15 protein-coding genes and 1 pseudogene are annotated in these 19832 nt (G+C 73.8%); 5 read left to right on the top strand and 11 right to left on the bottom strand.

Annotated features, from left to right (window positions below):
• Positions 1-35 precede the first annotated feature (35 nt).
• Positions 36-848 carry an IclR family transcriptional regulator gene (locus tag EOE48_RS20425; RefSeq protein WP_127732593.1) on the bottom strand — a complete coding sequence of 271 codons (813 nt, stop codon included), beginning with the start codon at positions 846-848 and terminating at the stop codon, positions 36-38.
• Between the two features lie 192 nt (positions 849-1040).
• Between EOE48_RS20425 and EOE48_RS20420 the strand changes: the two genes are divergently transcribed.
• The 4 genes from EOE48_RS20420 (at position 1041) to EOE48_RS20405 (ending at position 6991) form a co-directional block, all read left to right on the top strand.
• A complete protein-coding gene (locus EOE48_RS20420; RefSeq protein WP_127732591.1) occupies positions 1041-1901 on the top strand; it encodes a 2,4-didehydro-3-deoxy-L-rhamnonate hydrolase in 861 nt (286 codons plus the stop codon).
• 3 nt (positions 1902-1904) lie between these two features.
• The gene (locus EOE48_RS20415; protein ID WP_127732589.1) at positions 1905-2651 is read left to right on the top strand and encodes an SDR family NAD(P)-dependent oxidoreductase; all 747 of its coding nucleotides are present in this window, start codon (positions 1905-1907) and stop codon (positions 2649-2651) included.
• Between the two features lie 92 nt (positions 2652-2743).
• A complete protein-coding gene (locus EOE48_RS20410; protein ID WP_127732587.1) occupies positions 2744-4075 on the top strand; it encodes an MFS transporter in 1332 nt (443 codons plus the stop codon).
• 279 nt (positions 4076-4354) lie between these two features.
• Positions 4355-6991 carry a DUF2339 domain-containing protein gene (locus tag EOE48_RS20405; protein WP_127732585.1) on the top strand — a complete coding sequence of 879 codons (2637 nt, stop codon included), beginning with the start codon at positions 4355-4357 and terminating at the stop codon, positions 6989-6991.
• A 330-nt stretch (positions 6992-7321) separates the two neighbouring features.
• Here the strand turns inward: EOE48_RS20405 and tcuB are convergent, their stop codons facing one another.
• Complete coding sequence (tcuB, locus tag EOE48_RS20400) at positions 7322-8506, bottom strand: tricarballylate utilization 4Fe-4S protein TcuB (protein ID WP_127732583.1); 1185 nt, start codon at positions 8504-8506, stop codon at positions 7322-7324.
• Complete coding sequence (gene tcuA / locus EOE48_RS20395; RefSeq protein WP_127732690.1) at positions 8493-9899, bottom strand: FAD-dependent tricarballylate dehydrogenase TcuA; 1407 nt, start codon at positions 9897-9899, stop codon at positions 8493-8495. Before tcuA ends, tcuB begins: the two co-directional genes overlap by 14 nt.
• A gap of 161 nt (positions 9900-10060) precedes the next feature.
• On the opposite strand from tcuA, the gene EOE48_RS20390 reads away from it, so the two are divergent.
• The gene (locus EOE48_RS20390) at positions 10061-10711 is read left to right on the top strand and encodes a GntR family transcriptional regulator (protein ID WP_127732581.1); all 651 of its coding nucleotides are present in this window, start codon (positions 10061-10063) and stop codon (positions 10709-10711) included.
• Here EOE48_RS20390 and EOE48_RS20385 read toward each other — a convergent pair.
• The 8 genes and pseudogenes from EOE48_RS20385 to EOE48_RS20350 form a co-directional block, all read right to left on the bottom strand.
• Positions 10677-12345 (bottom strand): annotated as a pseudogene (locus EOE48_RS20385) (FAD-dependent oxidoreductase). The gene EOE48_RS20390 and the pseudogene EOE48_RS20385 overlap by 35 nt on opposite strands.
• A complete protein-coding gene (locus EOE48_RS20380) occupies positions 12338-13174 on the bottom strand; it encodes a sugar phosphate isomerase/epimerase family protein (RefSeq protein ID WP_127732579.1) in 837 nt (278 codons plus the stop codon). The pseudogene EOE48_RS20385 and the gene EOE48_RS20380 overlap by 8 nt, the downstream one beginning before the upstream one ends.
• An 8-nt stretch (positions 13175-13182) precedes the next feature.
• The gene (locus EOE48_RS20375; protein ID WP_127732577.1) at positions 13183-13893 is read right to left on the bottom strand and encodes an SDR family oxidoreductase; all 711 of its coding nucleotides are present in this window, start codon (positions 13891-13893) and stop codon (positions 13183-13185) included.
• A gap of 127 nt (positions 13894-14020) precedes the next feature.
• The gene (locus EOE48_RS20370; protein ID WP_127732575.1) at positions 14021-14989 is read right to left on the bottom strand and encodes an NAD-dependent epimerase/dehydratase family protein; all 969 of its coding nucleotides are present in this window, start codon (positions 14987-14989) and stop codon (positions 14021-14023) included.
• Positions 14990-15003: 14 nt separating this feature from the next.
• The gene (locus tag EOE48_RS20365; RefSeq protein ID WP_127732573.1) at positions 15004-15426 is read right to left on the bottom strand and encodes a cupin domain-containing protein; all 423 of its coding nucleotides are present in this window, start codon (positions 15424-15426) and stop codon (positions 15004-15006) included.
• Between the two features lie 8 nt (positions 15427-15434).
• On the bottom strand, positions 15435-16346 hold the full coding sequence (locus tag EOE48_RS20360) for an NAD-dependent epimerase/dehydratase family protein (protein ID WP_246154630.1): 912 nt from the start codon (positions 16344-16346) through the stop codon (positions 15435-15437).
• Positions 16346-18904 (bottom strand): branched-chain amino acid ABC transporter ATP-binding protein/permease, encoded by a 2559-nt coding sequence (locus tag EOE48_RS20355; RefSeq protein WP_127732569.1) that lies wholly within the window; start codon positions 18902-18904, stop codon positions 16346-16348. Before EOE48_RS20355 ends, EOE48_RS20360 begins: the two co-directional genes overlap by 1 nt.
• Positions 18901-19770: a branched-chain amino acid ABC transporter permease gene (locus tag EOE48_RS20350; RefSeq protein WP_127732567.1), complete on the bottom strand. Its 870-nt coding sequence runs from the start codon at positions 19768-19770 to the stop codon at positions 18901-18903. The genes EOE48_RS20355 and EOE48_RS20350 overlap by 4 nt, the downstream gene beginning before the upstream one ends.
• Positions 19771-19832 lie beyond the last annotated feature (62 nt).

Genomic DNA, 19832 nt, shown 5'->3' with positions numbered 1-19832 from the left:
CCGACGGCGCCCTCGCGCCGGGACCACGATCCCGCTCAGCCGCCGCCGGACCAGCCGAGCGCCCGGCTGATCGCCCGGGCGGTCGCCACGACCTCGCCGACGAGGCGTTCCATCCGGGCCTCGTCCATGTACTGCGCGGTGCTCGACACGCTGAGGCCCGCCACGATCGCGCCGCCGGCCTTGCGGATCGGCGCCGCCACGCAGCGCACCTCGGGCTCGTTCTCCTCGTGGTCGAAGGCGACGCCGCGGCTCGCGTAGTCGCGCATGCGCGCGAGCCAGGTGTCGAGGTCGCGGGCATGGCGCGCGCCGCGGGCCTGCCCGACCTGGTAGAAGTCGCGCCAGCGCGCCTCGTCGAGGTCGAGGATCAGCGCCTTGCCGAGGCCGGTCGACCAGACCGGCTGGCGCTCCCCGACCCGCGAGCTGATCTCGACCCGCCGCCGGCCCGGAATCTTGTCGAGGTAGAGCGCCCACTCGCCGTCGAGGATGCCGAGATGGATCGTGTCCTCGCAGGTCGCCGACAGGCGCTCCAGATGCGGCCGCGCCACCTGCGGCACCGCCATCGCGGCCTGGGCCCGGAAGCCGAGTTCGAGCAGCTTGGGGCCGAGCCCGTAGCCCTCCCGCGGCACGAAGGTGAGGTAGCGCCGCTCGACCAGGGCGGCGGCGAGCCGGTGCGTGGTGCTGCGCGTCGTGCCGAGCGCCGCCGACAGCGCCGCGAGGTCGGTCGCGCCCGCGGCCACCGCGTCGAGGATGTCGAGGCCGCGCAGCAGCGTCTGGCTGCCCGCGGCCGCGCCGGGCGCCGGCCGTGCCGCCGCCTTGAGAGCATCCGGCTCCGCTTTCGCCGTTGACACTGTCCCCTCCGCCCGCCTACCGTCCCAGATATGAAAACTAAATCCCAAAATATGGGATTTGACAAGAGCGGCACGGCCGCCGGGAGGATCGCGAGGCCGGCAGCGCGGGCGGGAGCCCGGCGGCCGGCATGGGACCCCGCCCGACCCGTCCGCGACCACCGGCCTCTACGCCGACCAGAGGGATCACCGACCATGAAGCTCCTGCGCTACGGCCCGGCGGGCCGCGAGAAGCCCGGCCTGCTCGACGGCGAGGGCCGCATCCGCGACCTGTCGGGGCACGTGCCCGACATCGACGCGCGCTGCCTGTCAGCCGACGGCCTCGCCGCGCTGGCGACGCTCTCGCCCGAGAGCCTGCCGATTATCGAGGGCGAACCTCGCCTCGGCACACCGCTCACCGGCATCGGCAAGTTCATCGCCATCGGGCTGAACTACGCCGACCACGCCGCCGAATCGAACCTGCCGATCCCCAAGGAGCCGGTGGTCTTCACCAAGGCGATCTCCTCGCTCAGCGGCCCGAACGACCCGGTGATGCTGCCGAAGGATTCGGTGAAGGGCGACTGGGAGGTCGAGCTCGGGATCGTGATCGGCAAGCGCGCGGCTTACGTCGAGGAGGCGCAGGCGCTCGACCATGTGGCCGGCTACTGCCTCGTCAACGACGTGTCCGAGCGCGAGTACCAGATCGAGCGCGGCGGCACCTGGGACAAGGGCAAGGGCTGCGACACCTTCGGCCCGATCGGCCCCTGGCTCGTCACCGCCGACGAGGTCGGCGACCCGCAGAACCTCGACATGTGGCTCGACCTCAACGGCAGGCGGATGCAGACCGGGAACACCCGGACGATGATCTTCGGCTGCGCCCACATCGTCAGCTATCTCAGCCGCTTCATGACCCTGATGCCGGGCGACGTCGTCACCACCGGCACGCCCCCGGGCGTCGGCATGGGCATCAAGCCCGAGCCGGTGTTCCTCAAGGCCGGCGACGTGATGACGCTCGGCATCGAGAAGCTCGGGTCGCAGCGCCAGGACGTGGTGTCCTGGCGGCGCGGGGAGGGCTGAGCCATGGCGTTTCCGAACCGCTTCCAGGGCCGCCGGGCCGTCGTCACCGGCGGCGCCTCCGGCATCGGCCTCGCGGTCGTCGCCCGGCTCGTCGCCGAGGGCGCCCGGGTCAGCATCTGGGACCTCAGCGCCGAGGCGCTCGACACGGCGAAGGCCGCGACCGGCGCGAGCGACGGGCAGGCCGTCGACATCGCCGACGCGGCTGCGGTCGCGCGGGCGATGGAGGGCAGCCTCGCCGCGCTCGGCGGCCTCGACGTGCTGGTGTGCAGCGCCGGCATCACCGGGCCCAACACCACCGTGAAGGACTACCCGGCCGAGGCGTGGCGCCGGGTGGTCGACGTCAACCTCAACGGCCTGTTCTACTGCAACCAGGCCGCGATCCCCGCGATGGAGAGCGGCGGCTACGGCCGCATCGTCAACGTCGCGTCGATCGCCGGCAAGGAGGGCAACCCCAACGCCTCCGCCTACTCGGCCTCGAAGGCCGGGGTGATCGGCTTCACCAAGTCCCTCGGCAAGGAACTGGCGAAGTCCGAGATCAGGGTCAATTGCGTGACCCCGGCGGCGGTGCGCACCGCGATCTTCGACCAGATGACGCAACAGCACATCGACTTCATGCTGTCGAAGATCCCGATCGGCCGCTTCGGGACGATCGACGAGGTGACCTCGCTGATCTGCTTCCTGGCGAGCGAGGAGGCGTCGTTCTCGACCGGCGCGGTGTTCGACGTGTCGGGCGGACGCGCGACCTACTGAGTCGCGGCCGCGTCAGCCTCGCGCCCGTGGCGCGGGGCCAATGGCAAGACCCGGCACCACCGGGCGTCCCGCCTCCCCCCCGGAAGGAAACCATGGCCTCCCTCGCCGCCGCCGCGCCCGCGGCCGACGCGTCGCACGACGACGCCCTGCGCCGACGCGTCCTGTCCAAGCTCAGGCCCCGCATCGTCTTCTATTGCTTCCTCCTGTTCATCATCAATTATCTCGACCGGGTGAACGTCGGCTTCGCGGCGTTGCACATGAACAAGGACCTCGGCTTCTCGGCCACGGTCTACGGACTCGGGGCCGGCATCTTCTTCCTCGGCTACATCGCGTTCGAGATCCCGAGCAACATGATCATGCACCGGGTCGGCCCCCGGCGCTGGATCGCCCGCATCATGGTGAGCTGGGGCCTCGTCTCCGGCGGCATGGCCTTCGTGCAGGGCGAGACGAGCTTCTACGTCATGCGCTTCCTGCTCGGGCTGGCCGAGGCCGGCTTCGTGCCCGGCATCCTGCTCTACCTCACCTACTGGTACCCGGCCCGCGACCGCGCCAAGGCGACCGCCGGCTTCATGACCGCGACGGTGCTGTCCAGCGTGATCGGGGCGCCGCTCTCGGGCTGGATCCTGTCCAGCAACCCGACCTGGTTCGGCCTCGCGGCGTGGCAGTGGCTGTTCATCCTGGAGGCGGCGCCGGCAGTGATCCTCGGGGTGGTCACCTACTTCTACCTCGTCGACCGGCCGCAGGACGGCCGCTGGCTCGACCGCGAGGAGCGCGAGTGGCTCATCGCCACCCTGGATCGGGAGAACCGCCAGATCGCCCGGACCGGCTCGCACGAGTTCCGCACGATCTTCCGCGATCCGCGGGTGTGGCTGCTGACGCTGATCTACCTGTTCAACGCCATCGCGATCTACGGCGTGGTGTTGTGGCTGCCGCAGATCGTGCGCAGCATCGGCGGGCTGTCGGACTTCCAGACCGGCCTCGTCACGGCGGTCCCCTTCGCCTGCGCGGCGGTGGGCCTCGTGGTGGTGGCGCGCAACTCCGACCGCACCGGCGAGCGCCAGTGGCACACCGCGCTCTCGGCGCTGATCGGCGGCGTGTTCCTGGCCGCGAGCGCGCTGGCGCCGAGCCCGCTGACCGGCCTGCTGCTGCTCTGCGCCGCCGCCTTCGGGGTCTGGGCCGTGCTCGGCGTGTTCTGGGCCCTGCCGACGCTGTTCCTCACCGGCGCCGCGGCGGCGGGCGGCCTCGCGATGATCAACGGCTTCGCCCAGATCAGCGGCTTCATCGGCCCCTACCTCGTCGGCTGGATCAAGGACGCGACGCAGAGCTTCACGCCCGCGCTGCTCACCCTCGCGGCCGGCCCGATCGTCGCGGCCCTGCTTTGCGCCGGGCTGTCGCTGAAGGGCGGCAGGACGGACGGGCGCTGAGTGAGGCCGGAGCCCGCAGGGCGACGCCTGGTGGCGGGCGCGGTGCGCTCTGCGCCCGAAGAGCGCCCCGCGGAGCGGGTTCGAGGGGACGAATGTCCCCTCGAACGCGAAAGCGGAGCGAAAGCCAAAGTCACGGATGTGACTGCCGGCGCCTGAGGCCAAACAAGAAGGTCAGGGCGGTCGCTCTGAAGCGATGGCCCTGACGGAGCCCGGGCGGAGCGTTGCCCGCCCGGGCGAATGATGCTCTGTGTCGCGCTCGCGACACGTTTCGACGGACCGATGGACGACGGCTTCCTCCTGTTCGCGGTCCTGGCCATCCTGGCCTCGGCCCTGTCCGGCCCGGTCGCCCTGGTGGTGGCGCTGCGGCAGCGCTCGCGCATCCGGGCCCTGGAGCGGCGCCTTGCCGGGCTGGAAGCCGGCCCGGCCCCGGTGGCCGAGCCGCCACTGCCGGTCCCGGAGCCCCGACCGGCCGCCCCTGCCGTCCCGCCGCCCGCCCCGAAGGCCGGCGCGGTGCCCGCCGTCGCGCCCGCGGGCCCGCCGGAACCGGCCGGCCCCTCCTTCGAGGAGCGGTTCGGCACCCGCTGGACGGTGTGGGCCGGCGGCCTCGCGCTCGCCCTCGGCGCGGTGCTGCTGGTGCGCTACTCGGTCGAGCAGGGGGTGTTCGGGCCGGGCCTGCGGATCGCCGCCGGCTTCGCCCTGGCGCTCGCCCTCGGCGCCCTCGGCGAGGGGCTGCGGCGGCGCCTGCGCGGGGCCGCGCCCGCCCCTGCGGTCTGGCCCGACGTGCCGGCCATCGTCACCGCCGCCGCCATCGCGGCGGTGTTCGGAACCGTCTACGCCGCCCACGCGCTCTACGGCTTCGTCGGCCCGCTGCCGGCCTTCGCCGGGCTCGCCGCGACGGGCCTCGCCGCGATGGTCGCCGCCCTGCTGCACGGCCCGGCGCTCGCCGGCCTCGGCCTCCTCGGCGCGCTCGCCACGCCGCTCCTCGTCGGCGGCGGCGGCAGCCCGTGGCCGCCCGTCCTCTACCTGCCGGTGGTCACGGCCTGCGCCTACGCCTTCGCGTGGCTCAAGGGCTGGCGCGCCCTCGCGGTGGCGGGCGCCGCCGGCGCGGCGGCGTGGTGCCTCCTCCTGGCGCTACTCGCCCGCAACGGCACGGCGGTGCAGGTCCATCTCGTCGTCCAGCAGGCGCTCGCCGCGCTGATCTTCGCCGTGCTGCCGGGGCGCGGCGTGCCCGACGAGGCGGCCCGCCTCGACCGGGGCGCCGCCCTGGCGCTTGCCGCCTGGGGCGGGGTGGCGCTCGCGGTCCTTGCCCTGACCACCCCGGCCGGGACCGTCGCCGGCTGGGCCGCCGCGTCCGTCGCCGTGGTGGCGGTGCCGGCGGCCGCCGGGTTCGTCGCCGCGCCGGCGGCGGCGGGGCTTCCGGTTGCGGCCCTGACGCTCGCGGGAATCCTCGTGCTGTGGCCGGAAGTGGGGACGGCGGACGAACCCCTCGTGCTGCTGTGGCACGGCGCGCGGGACCCGGTCCTGCTGCTCGCCGCCGCCGGCGCCGCCGCGGCGAGCGTCGCCGTGCCGGGCGCGCTGCGGCTGCTCGGGGGCAGCCGCCTGCCCTACAGTACGGCGCTGGCCTGTGCGGCGGGGGCGGCCTCGACCCCGCTCGCCGCCCTCGCCCTCGCCGACCTGCGGCTCGCCGCCGGCGAGGTGTCGCCGGGCTTCGCCGTGGCGGCGGGAGCGTTCGCGGCGGCGTTCTGCGGCCTCGCGGCCCTGTGCCGGCGCCAGGGCGACGCCACCCCCTCCGCCGCCCTCACCCTCGGGCTCGGCGCCTTCGCGTCGGCCGTGGTCGCGAGCCTGTGCCTCGGCCTCGTCTTCGCGCTGTCGGGCGCCTCGCTCACGCCCGCCCTCGCCGGAGCGGCGCTCGGCACCGGCTGGATCGCCCGGCGCCTCGACATCCCGGCCCTGCGCTGGTGCGTCGCCGGCCTGGGCGCGATCGTGGCCGGCCGCCTCGCCTGGGACCCGGCGCTGGTCGGGCCCGGCCTGTCGCCGACGCCGCTCCTCAACGGCCTCGTCACCGCCTACGGACTGCCGGCGCTCTGCTTCGGCCTCGCCGCCCGGGTGATCCGCCGGCCCGGGCGACCGGCCGACGCGCCCGAGCAGGTGGCGCAGGCGCTCGGCCTGCTGCTCGGCGGCCTGTTCGTCTTCCTGGAGATCCGCCACGCGCTCCACGGCGGCGACCTCGCGGCGCCGGAGACGAGCCTCCCGGAACAGGGGCTGGCGACCCTGGCCTCCCTCGGCTTCTCACTGGTGCTGACGCGGTTCTCCGGCCCCGCGTCCTCGCCGGTGATCCGGTTCGGCGGCCTCGCCTTCGCGGTTCTCGCCCTGGCGCAGGGGGCGTTGGGCCTCGGCTTCGTCGCCAACCCGCTGCTGACCGACGAGCCGGTCGCCGGCGGCGCGGTCGTCAACGACGTCGTCCTCGCCTACCTCCTGCCGGCCGCCGCGGCCCTCGGGCTCGCCGGCGCGGCCCGGGGCGTGCGGCCGGTCTGGTTCGTCCGCGCGGCGGCGGGCCTCGGGCTGGCGCTGGGCTTCCTCGGGATCTGCCTCGCGGTCCGGCACGGCTTCCAGGGCGAGCGGATCGGGCTCGACCGGGCCACCGGGCAGGCGGAGTGGTACGCCTACTCGGCGGCGTGGCTGGCGCTCGGCCTCGCGGCCCTCGGCTGGGGCATCCTGCGCGGATCGGTGATCGCCCGCCTCGCCTCGGCCGGGCTGGTCGGGCTGGCGACCCTCAAGGTGTTCCTGCTCGATCTCGCCGGGCTCGAAGGCCCCTTGCGCGCCCTGTCGTTCCTCGGGCTCGGCGCCTGCCTGATCGGGATCGGTCTCGTCTACCAGCGCCTCGTCTTCGCCCCGGCAGCGCGGCCGGAGGCGTGAGGACGCGCCGGCGGGATCATACAACTGTTGCAGAGGCCGACTACACGCCGCCGCGGCCCTACGGCCTCCCCCTTCCCGACGATCCTCGAATCCCGCTCCGGCGGTCGGAAAGCAGTGCCATGGTGATGTTCGTCGTCGGCAGCGCCGCGGTCGTGGCCATCGTCCTCTCGGCCCGGCTGCTGGCCGATTGATGCGATTTCCGGACGATCCGTTCCGGACATCGTCTCACCAGACCGCATGGTGGAGCCGGAGGCTCCACGCGCGTGAGCGAAGCCGATCTCCGCCGGGCAGGGCCGGCCGATGCGCCGACCGCTCCCCTGCCGGCGGGCCTCAGGCCGGCTTGGCCAGCGCGCGCTTGGCCGAGGGCGAGGGCCCGTGCAGGGCCTTGCGCTCCCTGGCGAAGCGGACCAGGGCGAGGTAGCGGTAGAGTCCGTGGACGAACTTGCCGTAGGGCATGGTCACGAAGAACCCGAACACCGCACCGAGATGCACGGCGAGCAGGGTGCCCATCAGCGGGGTCGCCCGCAGCACCAGCAGCGCCAGTCCGGTGACGCCGAGCGCCAGCAGCATCAGCGTGAAGGCGGTCTCCATGCCCCGCCCCTCCGGCGCCCGCATCGCCGGGTCGCGCTCGGCCTTGGCCCGCAGGAGCCCGAGCGGCCCGACCACGATCCCGATGCCGCCGAGCGTGCCGAGCACCACCGGCAGGTCCCACCACGGATACGGCGCCTCGCGGCCGAAGAGGTAGTGGTAGAGCGTCGCCACCGAGGTCGAGGCGAAGCACAGCATGAAGCCGTAGAAGGTGAGGTGATGATAGAGCCGGCGGCGGTCCTTGGCCGGGTCGCCGTCCCGGTTCATGCAGCCGGCGCCGCCGCCGTCGAGGTAGCGCAGCCGCAGGGCGTCCTGGGTCGCCTGCCAGTTGTAGCCGGCATCGTGCAGGGTCCGTCGGGTCTCGCCGATGTCGCGCCAGAACGCCAGCAGGCCGAGGCCGAGGGCGATGAGCGCGTAGAGGAACGCCGCCCCGAACAGCAGCGCCATCGTGGTGTGCGGCATCAGGCGGTAGAACGCCCCCTCCCCGATCTGCCGGCCGAACATCACCGCCGGGTCGTTGAACGCCATGAACCCGAACAGGAAGGCCGCGACCGAGCCGGCGGCGACGAGGGCCACCGCCGTCCCGTTGCGGGCGAAGAGCGGCGCCAGGGCGCGGGGCCAGGCGTAATGGGCGTAGGATTCGTTGCGGACCTGCGCCAGCACCCGCGGCACGTTCACGTCGAAGGCGTGCGGCGGCGAGAACTGGCAGTCGTAGAAGCAGGCGCCGCAGCCGTGGCACAGGTTGGCGAGGTAGTTCAGGTCGCCGTCCGCGAACGAGCGGCGCGTCTCCATCGCCGGGAACACCGCGCACAATCCCTCGCAGTAGCGGCAGGAATTGCACACGGTCATCAGCCGGTCGGCCTCGGCCAGGGCCGGGCTGGCGTGGTGGGCGGTGGTGCCCGAGGTCTTCGTCTCAGTTGCGAGCATGGCGCGCCGCCTCCCGTCCGGCGATCCGGCCGAACACGGCCCCGATGGTCATCCCGATGCCGGCGGCGTAGCCCTGGCCGAGCACGTTGCCGGCCATGATCTCGCCGGCGGCGAACATGTTGGCGGACGGCCGGCCGTCGGCCATGATCATGCGGGCGTCGCGGTTCACCCGGGTGCCGAGATACGTGAAGGTGATGCCCGGCCGGACCGGGTAGGCGTAGAACGGCCCGGTCTCGATCCGCCGGGCCCAGTGCGATTTGGGCGGCGTCAGGCCCTCGGTGCGGCAATCGTCGAGGATCGTGTCGTCGAAGGTTCCGGGCCGGACCGCGGCGTTGAACGCCGCCACCGTGCGGTCGAGCGCCTCCGGGTCGAGCCCGAGGGCCTCGGCGAGCGCCGGGATCGTCTCGGCCCGGATCGGCGGGTAGAGCGAGGGCATGAACAGCTCGAGCGAGCGGGCGTCGAAGACGACGTAGGCGATCTGGTCCGGCTGGGCGGCGACGAGCCGGCCCCAGATCGCGTAGCGCTTGGGCCAGATGTCCTCGCCCTCGTCGTAGAAGCGCTCGGCGTGCTTGTTGACGACGATGCCGAACACGACGCAGTCGAGCCGGGTGATGATGCCGCCGTCGTATTTCGGCGCGCGGGCGTCGATCGCGACGGCGTGGCACTGGGTCGGGTCGCCGACCTTCTGAACGCCCTTGTCGAGGAGGAGCCGCAGGATCGCCCCGGTGTTGTTGCGGGTGCCGCGGATCAGGAAGTTGTCCGCCGCCTCGCCCCAGTAGCGCTTCAGCCAGTCGATGTTGGACTCGAACCCGCCCGCCGCCGCGACCAGGGTGCCGGCCTCGATGCGCTCGCCCGAGCGCAGGGTGGCGGCCAGGAAGTGCCCGTCCTCGATCGCGAGGTCGGTCACCTCGGCCTCGTAGCGGACCTCGACCCCGAGGCGCCCGGCGGTGGCGTAGAGGGCGTTGAGCATCGCCCGGCCGCCGCCGAGGAAGAACGAGTTGGTGCGCCCGAGCGACAGGGTGCCGCCGAGGGAGGGCTGCCAGCGCACGCCCTGCTCGGCGATCCAGGTCAGCATCGCCTTCGATTCGCGGATCATGTGGCGGGCGAGGTCCTCGTCGGTACGCCCGCCGGTGACCCGCAGCAGGTCCTCGAAGAACTCCTCCTCGGTGTAGGGGCCGGTGAGGATCTCGGTGGCGCTGTCGTGGGCGCAGCGCATGTTGCGGGTGTGGCGGGTGTTGCCGCCGCGCCAGAAGGCGTCGGCGGATTCCAGCACCAGGACCGAGGCGCCCTCGCGCCGGGCGCTGATCGCCGCGCATAGGGCGGCGTTGCCGCCGCCGATGACGAGGACGTCGACGCGGGACCGAGGCTCCGGCCGGCTCCCCTCGCTGCGGATGGCTGCCACGCGTCCTTCTCCCTGGATCGGCCGGCGTCGCCGGGGCTTCGCGTCGGTCTTTTCCGATTGTATGCATCTGCATGCGAGAGCATGCAACCATGTCTTCGTGCATCGGGCGCGGATCGGCTATCCGGTCGGTGCGGGATCGGGGAGCGGGCGACATGACGGGGAAGGCGGCGGGTCAGCCGAACGGGGCGAGCGCCTACGAGCGCGTGCTGCAGGCGATCGAGGACGGCGAGCTGGCGCCCGGCGCCCGGCTGCGCGAGGCCGAACTGGCCGAGCGCTTCGCCATCAGTCGGACGCCGATCCGCGAGGCGCTGGGACGGCTCGAATCGCAGGGGCTCGTGACGCACGAGCCGCATCGCGGCGCCTCGGTCGCGCGCCTCGGCTACGCCCAGGTGACGGAACTCTACGACCTGCGCGAGGTGCTGGAGGGCATGGCCGCCCGCCTTGCCGCGATCCATGCCGGCGACACCGAGATCGAGGTGCTGGAGGAGATGGTCGCCCGCGACCGCACGCTCCTCGCCGATCCCCGGGCGCTGGCGCGGACCAACCGGCTGTTCCACCGCCAGATCCACGCCTGCGCCCGCAACCGCTTCCTTCAGGGCATGCTGGAGAACATGCGCCTGTCCCTGGTGCTCCTCGCCGGCACGACGCTCGCCGAGCCCGACCGGCCGGGCGCCGCGATCGACGAGCACGCCGCGATCGTCGCCCGGATCCGCGCCCACGACCGCGACGGCGCCGAGGCGGCGGCCCGCGCCCATATCCGGGCGGCGTTCAAGACCCGGATCCGGATGGACCAGAAAGGGTGACGGCCGCCGCCGGCTCGGTCTGACCTCCGGGCGAGGCGGCGGCGTTGCGGCCGGCGATCCAGCCGAAGGTCAGGGCCGGGCCGAGGGTGATGCCGGGGCCCGGATAGGCCCCCTCCATCACCGAGGCCATGTCGTTGCCGCAGGCGAACAGGCCGGGGATCGGGGCGCCGTCCGCCCCGAGGACGCGGGCCTCGGCGTCGGTCTCGATGCCGGCCGACATCCCGAGATCGGCCGGCCACACCGCCACGGCGTAGAACGGCGCCTGGACGATCGGCGCGACGCAGGGATTGGGCCGGTGGTCGGCATCGCCGAGATGGCGCTGGTAGATGTCCCCGCCCCTCCCGAAGGCCGGGTCCTCGCCGCGGCGCGCGTCGCGGTTGAAGGTCTCGACGGTGTCGGCGAGGACCGTCGCCGGGACGCCGATCGCCGTCGCGAGAGCCGCGAGGGTGGCCCCCTGCCGGAGGTAGCCGCTCGCCAGATCGGGCCCGAGGCGGCGGGTGAACGGCTTCACCTTGCCGAGGCCGTATCGCCACAGGAAGCCGCGGTCGCCGATCAGCCAGGCCGGCACCGCCCGGCCGCCGCTGGCGAGCTGGGCGCGGACGAAGGCGTGGTAGGACACCGCCTCGTTGACGAAGCGGCGGCCGTCGCCCCCGACCGCGATCAGCCCGGGCTTGGCCCGGTCGGTCACGGTGTGGGGGAACACCCCGCGGCTGCCGTCGCGGCGGGTGAAGGTCGAGGCCGGCACCCAGAACGCGCCGTCCTCGGTCGGCGCCGACAGCCGGGCCCCGACCGCCGCGGCGAGCCGGGCACCGCGGGCCGCCGTGCCGGGCGCGACGGTGGCGCTGAGCGTGCCGGCGGCGTCCGGCACGTAGCGGGCGCGCAGGGCCGCGTCGTGCGAGACGCCGCCGGTGGCGAGGACGACGGCGCGGCGCGCCCGGGCGGCGGAGCGGCGGCCCGAGGTCGCGGGCCGATTGCAGCAGCCGCGCCGCGAGCGCGTTGCCGAGGTAGAGCGTGGTGCCCCGGCGCGCCCGCAGGCGCTGGGCGGCGTAGCGCAGCAGCAGCTTGGCGACGTGCCAGGCCGAGCGCGGCGAGCGGGCGGCGCGGCGCAGGTGCGGGATGTCCTGGCGGCTGATCATCATGCCGCCGAACAGGGTGAATTCGGGCAGCGGGTCGCGCAGCAGCGCGAAGGCGTCGCCGAGGGCGCGGGCGTCGTAGGGCACCGGCTCCAGCACCCGCCCGCCGGCGGTCGCCCCCGGCCGGTCGGGATGGTAGTCGGGATAGGTCGGCACCGGCTGGAGGCGCAGGGCGGTACGGGCCTCCAGGTCCCGGATCGCCTCCGGGCCGCGGGCGAGATAGGCGTCGCGCCGCGTCCGGTCACCGGGCGGGAGCGAGTGGTCGAGATAGGTGCGGGCGGCCTCCAGGCTGTCGGCGCGCTCCGGCGCCTTGCCGGTGCCGGGCACCCACACCATGCCGCCGGAGATCGCGGTGGTGCCGCCGACCACGTCGGCCTGCTCGACGAGGAGCACCGCGCAGCCCTCGGCCGCGGCGATGCACGCCGCCGTCAGCCCGCCGGCGCCGGCCCCGACCACGACGACGTCCCAGGTTCCCCCGTCGGCCTGCGTGCGCTCAGCCATGGTCGGGCTCCCACCGGTAGCCGAGAGCCGCGAGGCGCGCGGCGCTGTCGCGGATGTCGGCGTCGGGATCAGGCGAGATCACCTCGATGACCGTCCGCCCGCGATGGCCGATCTCGGCGAGCACCGGCGGCACCGCGGCGAACGGCACGTCGCCCCTGCCGACGGGATCGTGCCGGTAGACCGCGCGGCCGGTGTCGGAGACGTGGACGAGGCCGAGGCGGGGGCTGACGGTGCGCAGCCCCTCGGCCGGGTCCTCGCCGATGAAGTGGGCGTTGGCGACGTCGTAGATCACGCCGATCCGCGGGTCGCCGTAGGCGTCGAGGGCGGCCATCATCCCGGGGGCGTCCGGCAGGAAGGCGAACGGCATGTTCTCCAGCAGGAGCCTGACGCCCGCCGCCTCGGCGACCGGCCCGAGCCGGTCGAGCGCGGCGTGGAACCGGTCCGTCAGCACCGCGCGCGGGGCGGGAAAGAGCGGGTTCGCCTTGCCGGGGCCGACCACGATCGCCGGCGCGCCGATGTCGCCGGAGAGCCGCAGGAACTCCGTCAGCAGGCCGAGGGAATAGTCCCGCATCTCGGCGCTCGCCGCCGCGACGTTGATGTCGACGTTCGGCATGTTGGTCGCGACGACCGGCAGGCCCCGCGCCTCGCAGGCCCGCCGGATCGCCCGCCGGGCGCCCGCATCCAGCTCCGCCGGCCACAGGTGGCCGGGATGCATCATCAGCTCGACGCCGCCGTAGCCCTGGTCGGCGAGCCGGTTCACGCAGTCGAGGGCGGTGCGGTCGAGCGTGTACGCGTAGGTGTTGACCGCGAAGATCCCGGGATCGGTCATGGCCGCGCTCACGCCATGCCGCCGTTCGGCTGCACGATCTGGCCGTGGATCCAGGAACTCTCCTCGGAGACGAGGAACCGCACGACCTGCGCCACCTCGGCCGGCCGGCCGATGCGGTTGAACGGGCTGAAGGCGGCCATGCGCTGCTTCACCTCCTCGGTCTTGCCGGCGTTGAACAGGTCGGTGTCGACCGGACCGGGGGCGACGCCGTTGACCCGGATCCGGCGGCCGGCGAGTTCCTTGGCCATCGCACGCACGAGGCTCTCCACCGCCGCCTTGCTGGCGGTGTAAGGGCCGGTGCCCGGCACCGGGTGGCGCACCAGCGAGGTCGTCACCGCCACGATGGCGCCGCCGTCGCGCACCCGCCGCGCCGCCTCGGCCAGGATGTTGAAGGCGCCGACGAGGTTGACCTCGACGAGCCGGCGGAAGGCGTCGGGGTCGAACTGCGCCAGGGGCGCGCCCGGGACGTTGATGCCGGCATTGGCCACCACGGCGGTCGGCGCCGCGCCGAGATCGGCCTCGACCTGCGCGAACGCCCCGGCGACCGCGGCGGCGTCGCGGATGTCGACCGGGTAGGCCCGGTGCGGCGAGTTCCCGGGGGCGCGGCTCACATACGTGAAGGCGACCTGCCAGCCGGCGGCGGCGAGGGCCTCGACGCAGGCCGCGCCGATGCCGCGCGAGCCGCCGAACACGAGGGCGACGGGGGAGGAGGCTGTCATGACACGGTCTCGCTGGAGGAGGGAGAGAGGGCGGGGAGCGGAGCGAAAGCCAAAGTCACGGCGACACGACGTGTCGCGCGTGACTGCCGGCGCCTAAGGCCAAACCGGAAACACAGGGCAATCGGGTTCACCCGATTGCCCTGGGAAGCGGGTCGCCGCGGGTCGCCGCGACGGTCGCGGCGATGCCCTGCCAGATGTCGTAGCGGGGCCGGTAGCCGAGCTCCGCCTCGGCGCGGCGGATGTCGAGGGCGCCCTTGCGGGCGCTGAGCACCGAGCCGCCGTGGTAGTACGGCCCGCAATCGCCGACCGTGATGCGGGCGCCCGGCACCGCGCGGTTCACCGCCTCGGCGGTGTCGGCGAGCGTCGGGGCCGCGCCGGTGGCGATGTTGTAGGCGTCGAAGCGGTGCTCCGGCTTGTCGAGGGCGAGCAGGGCGCCCGCCACCGTGTCGGAGATGTGGACCTGATCGACCGCGAAGGCGCCGCCGTCGGGCTGGTGGAACGCCTCGCCGCGCAGGGCCGCCTCGATGAAGGTGCGCGGCAGGCGCAGGCGCGGCAGGTGCGGGCCGTAGACCCAGCAGGTGCGCACGTTGATGCAGTCGAGGCCGGAATCGCGCGAGTAGACCCGCCCGTAATGCTCGACCGCGAGCTTGGTCAGCCCGTAGACGCTCACCGGCTTCTGCGGGTGGTCTTCGTCGATCACCGGGGCCTGGAAGTCGCCGTAGGTCTCCTCGGTGCTGATGTGGACGACGCGGCGGACCCCGTGCAGGCGCATCGCCTCGAACAGGTTGATCGACCCCTCGACGTTGACCCGCAGCGCCTTGAGCGGGACGTCGGCGCAGGGCACCACCGCGACGATCGCGGCGGCGTGGACCACCGCGTCGATCCGGTGGTGCTCGAACAGCCGCATCACCTGCGGCCACTCGCCGAGATCGGCCGCGGCGGCGGCGAGGCGCGGCTCGCGGGCCGCGAGCGCCGAAAGGGACGGGGCGACGGCGAGGTCGGTCGCCACCACGGAATCGCCGCGGGCGAGGAGCGCCCGCACGATCTCGCCGCCGAGCCAGCCGCAGCCGCCCGTGACCAGGATGGTCTTCGGCATCGGACGCCTCCCGGTCACCGCGGCCGCGGCTCCTCGTCGGTCGGCGGGCTGGTGATGACGAGGAACACCAGCGGGTCGAGGCCGGTGCAGTGGAACTCGTGCACCACCCCGGGCGGGATGTAGGTGACGTCGTTGGCGCGCACGAGCCGGCGCTCGCCGTCGACGGTCAGCACGCCCTCGCCGGAGAGCACGTGGTAGATCTGCTCCTGCACCACGTGGCTGTGGGCCTCCACGAAGGCGCCGGGCTCGTAGGAGGAGATGCGGTGGTCGAAGAACCGGCTGCCGACGGTGGCGGGCGTGACGATCGCCTTCGATAGCGCCTGATGGAAGTGGCCGGGATACTGCGTCCAGGGCAGCTCGGCGAGGTTGCGGGTGACCGCCCTGGTCTCGGCGGCGGCGTGCGCGAAGGCGTTCGGGTCCGGGATGATCGTGGCCATGGTGGTCCTCACGGGTGCGGAAGCGGGGCGACGAGGTGGCGCTGGTCGTGCTCGGCGACGAAGCCGAGCCGGTCGGCGGCCGGCGCGAGGTCGTAGAGCGGCGCGAAGGGCTGGCGGGCGTAGATCTCGGGCCGGCGCACCGCGACGGCGGCGCCGTGCAGGCGGCGCAGGCGGTCGAGGGTCGGCTCGGGCGACAGGGTCACCCCGGCCGAGAGGTAGAACGGCGCGAAGGCGCCGGCCTCCTGCGGCAGTTCCAGGGCGAGTCGGAAGGCGCGGGCGAGGTCGCGCGGGTCGATGTGGTGGTGGAGCGGCCCGCCGCCCGCCGCCGAGGGCCCGCCGACCGCCGGGCCGCGATAGGCGTCGGGGTCGCGCGCCCGGGCGGCGATCTCGCCGGCCATCTCCGGATAGGCGACGAACACGGTCCGGAGCGCGACCACCGCCATGCCGCGATGGGCGTAGGCGCGGGCGAGGTCCTCGCCCAGCACCTTGCTCACCGCGTAGGGGTCGGTCGCCCGCAAAGGGTGGTCGAGGTCGAGGGGGGCGTAGAGCGGGGGCAGCATGCGGCCCTCGCGCACGGTGTAGCCGGCGACGGAATCGCTCGAGCAGAACACGAACTTGCGGTGGCCGGCGGCCTCGGCCGCCTCCAGCAGCGTGTAGGTGCCGAGGGTGTTGACCCGCATGATGGTCTGGCCGTCGCCCGACCAGATGTTCGGCACCGCCGCGATGTGGAGCACCGCCCCGGTGCCGGCGACCGCGGCGGCGACCGCGCCGGGGTCGGTGACGTCGGCGACGCGCCAGTCGATCGCGGCGGCGCCCTCCCGGCGGTCGAGGCCGCGGACCGGGTAGCCGTGGGCGAGCAGTTCGCCGACGACGAAGCGCCCGAGCAGGCCGGCCGCGCCGGTGACGAGGACGGGCTTCATCACGCGGCTCCCTCGATGACCATGGAGCCCGCCTCGTCGCCCCCGGCGATGCCGAGCAGGCGCTCCTGGAGGGCCGGGTCGGCGGCGAGGTCGTGCGCGGTGCCGCTGAACGCCACCCGCCCGTTGACCAGCACGGCGGCCCGGTCGGCCATGGCGAGCACGCTCTCGGCGTGGTGCTCGACGATGACGAGGCTCGCCCGGGTGGTGAGCCGGGCCACCGCGCCGCGCACCTCCTGGACGATCGCCGGGGCGAGCCCCTCGAACGGCTCGTCGAGGAGGATGATCCGGCTCGGCACCATCAGGGCGCGGGCGATCGCCACCATCTGCCGCTCGCCGCCCGACAGCGTCTCGGCCCGGGAGCGCATCAGCACCCGCAGCTTCGGAAACAGGTCGGCGACCTCCTCCTGCGAGGCGCCATCCCGGCGGGCGGCGAGCCGCAGGTTCTCCTGCACGGTGAGGTTCGGGAACAGGCGGCGCCCCTCCGGCACCAGCGAGATGCCGAGCCGGTTGATCTGGTCGGGCCGCAGCGCCGTGATGTCGCGGCCGTCGAGGACGATCCGGCCGGCATGGGCCGGGAGCGTCCCGGTGACGGTGCGCAGCAGCGTGGTCTTGCCGACGCCGTTGCGGCCGAGCAGCGCCGTCACCTCGCCGGGGAACACCGAAAGGCTCACCCCGTCGAGCACCGTGCCGCCGCCGTAGCCGGCCGAGACGCCGTCGAGGCGCAGCAGCGGCGCGAGGGCCGGGCGCGGCGCGGCCGCCGCCGCCCGGGCCGGAGGGCGAGCCGGCGCGGCGCCGTGCCCCTGGCCGAGATAGGCCGCGACCACGGCCGGGTTGCGGGCGACCTCGGCCGGACGGCCGTCGGCGATCAGGCGGCCCTGGTGCAGCACCGTGATCCGGTCGGACAGGGCGAGCACGCGGTCGATGTCGTGCTCGATCAGCAGGATCGCCTGGGCGTGCGCGAGCCGCCGGATCAGCGCACCGACGACCTTGCGGTCGCTCTCCGCCAGCCCGGCGAGGGGCTCGTCGAGGAGGAGGAGCTTCGCGTTGGTGGCGAGCGACACCGCGATCTCGAGGAGCCGCTTCTCGCCGTGCGAGAGCGCGGCGCAGACCTCGCCCGCCCGGTCGGCGAGGCCGACCGCGTCGAGGAGCGACCACACCCGGGCATTGGCGGCCTCGTCGGCATGGGCGTCGCGCCAGAACCCGTTCCATCCCCCCGCCGCCGCCTGGACGGCGATGCGCACGTTCTCGAACGCCGTGAGGTTGGGAAACACGCTGAGGATCTGGAACGAGCGGGCGAGGCCGAGCCGGGCGCGGCGGTGCGGCGCGAGCCCGCCGATCGGCCGGCCGTCGAAGCGGATCGCCCCGGAATCGGCCCGCAGGATGCCGGTGACGAGGTTGAAGAAGGTCGTCTTGCCGGCGCCGTTGGGCCCGATCAGGCTGTGCAGGCCGACCCGGCCGACGCTCAGCGAGACGTCGTTCTGGGTCACGATCGAGCCGAACCGCTTCGACAGGCCCTCGACCGCGAGGATCGGCGTGCCGTCGTCCCGGGCGCCCCCGGCCGGCGCGTAGGGCGCGATCCGGGCCGGCCGCGGCGGGATGCCGGCGCGGGTGAGCGTCCAGCGGTCGCGGCCGGCGAGGCGCTGGAGGATGCCCTGGATGCCCTCCGGCGACAGCAGCGCGAACGCGATGATGACCGGCGCGAAGATCAGCCACCAGTTCTCGGTGACCGCGCTCAGCCGGTCCTCGAGCACGATGAAGACGATCGCGCCCCAGAGCGGCCCGAGGAAGTGGTGGACGCCGCCGAGCGCCGCCATCAGCACCGGGTCGCCGGCGTGCTGCCAGCTCAGGTTGTTGGCGTAGATGCCCTGGAGCATCAGTGCCATCAGCCCGCCGCCGACCCCGATGACGCCGCCCGCGATCGTGAGCGCGATCAGCTTGGTGCGGTAGCTGTCGTAGCCGAGGCTGACGACCCGCTGCTCGTTGTCGCGCAGGGCCTGCATCAGCCGGCCGAACGGCGCGTGGGCGAGGCGCCACAGCCCGTAGAGCAGGCCCAGCACCACCGCGACCGTGAAGGCGTGGAAGGCGAGCGCGCTCGGGAACAGCGGCCGGGCGACGTCCTGGAGCCCGTTCTCGCCGCCGGTGACCGAGGTCCACTTGAACGCGATCTCGAAGGCGATCTGCGAGCAGGCCAGCGTCAGCAGCGAGAAGTACAGCCCGCGCCGCCGCAGGATCACCGCCCCGACGAGCACCGCGAGGACCAGCGCGAAGCCGCCGGCGAGGACGAGGCCGGTGATCTCGTTGCCGCCGAGGGCGCCGGTGCCGATCGCCAGGGCGTAGCCGGCGCAGCCGAAGAAGAACGAGGCGCCGAACGGCACGAGGCCGAGATAGCCGATGAGGAAGTTCACCCCGGCGCCGTAGAGCGTGTAGATCGCGATCTGGGTGACGCGCTGGATCGGCATGCCCCAGGCGAGCGCGAGGCCGGAGACGGCGACGAGGACGGCCGCCAGGACGACGATCGGGTGCTCCCAGGGGCGGAAGGCGGTGGATCCGGGTCTCATTCGAAACGCTCCCAGCGCTCGCCGAACAGGCCGCGGGGACGCAGCAGCATCACCGCGAACATGAGGACGTACATCGAGGCGGCGGCGGCCTCGGCCTTGAACTGGATGGTCAGCGACATGACGATGCCGACCGCGAGCCCGGCCACGACCGCGCCGCGGAACGAGCCGAGCCCGCCGATCGCCACGACCACGAAGGCCGGCATCACCGCGTTGGCGGCCATCGAGGGCGAGACGGTCCAGAGCGGCGCCGCCAGCACCCCGGCGATGGCCGCGAGCCCGCAGCCGAGGCCGAACACCGCGGTCAGCACCCGCGGCAGGTTGATGCCGAGCAGCTCGACCATCTCGGGGTCGCGGCTGCCGGCGCGCAGGATGCGGCCGTAGGGCGTGAAGGCGAGGAACGCCCACAGGCCGACCAACGTCGCGGTGGTGGCGACGAGCACCGCGACCCGGTAGGTGGTGATGAGCAGCGGCCCGGCCTCGACGATGCCGGCGAAGGCCGCCGGAGGGTTGAACGGCTTGCCGTCCGCCCCCCAGGCGAAGCGGATCAGCGCCTCGATCAGCAGGGCGAGCGCGAAGGTGACGATGAGGCTGAGCAGCGGCTCCTTGCCGTAGAGCCGGCGGATGATCGTCACCTCGACCGCCATGCCGACGAGGGCGACCAGCGGCGGCGCCAGCACCACCGCCGGCCAGCCGAAGAGCTGGTGGAGCTGCCAGGCGGTGTAGGCCCCGAGGGCGAAGAACGCCCCGTGCGCGAAGTTGATGACCCCGAGCAGCCCGAAGGTGATCGAGAGGCCGACGGCGATCAGCACGTAGATGACGCCGAGCACGAGGCCGTTGGCGACCTGCGAGACGAGGATGTCGAGCATGACGGCTCCGGTGCGGGAGGCGGCGGAATGCCGGGGCGGGGAAAGGCTCAGGACCGTCCGAG

It is taken from the genome of Methylobacterium oryzihabitans (assembly GCF_004004555.2).
Lineage (GTDB): Bacteria > Pseudomonadota > Alphaproteobacteria > Rhizobiales > Beijerinckiaceae > Methylobacterium > Methylobacterium oryzihabitans.
This window is presented reverse-complemented; position numbering and strand designations above follow the sequence as displayed.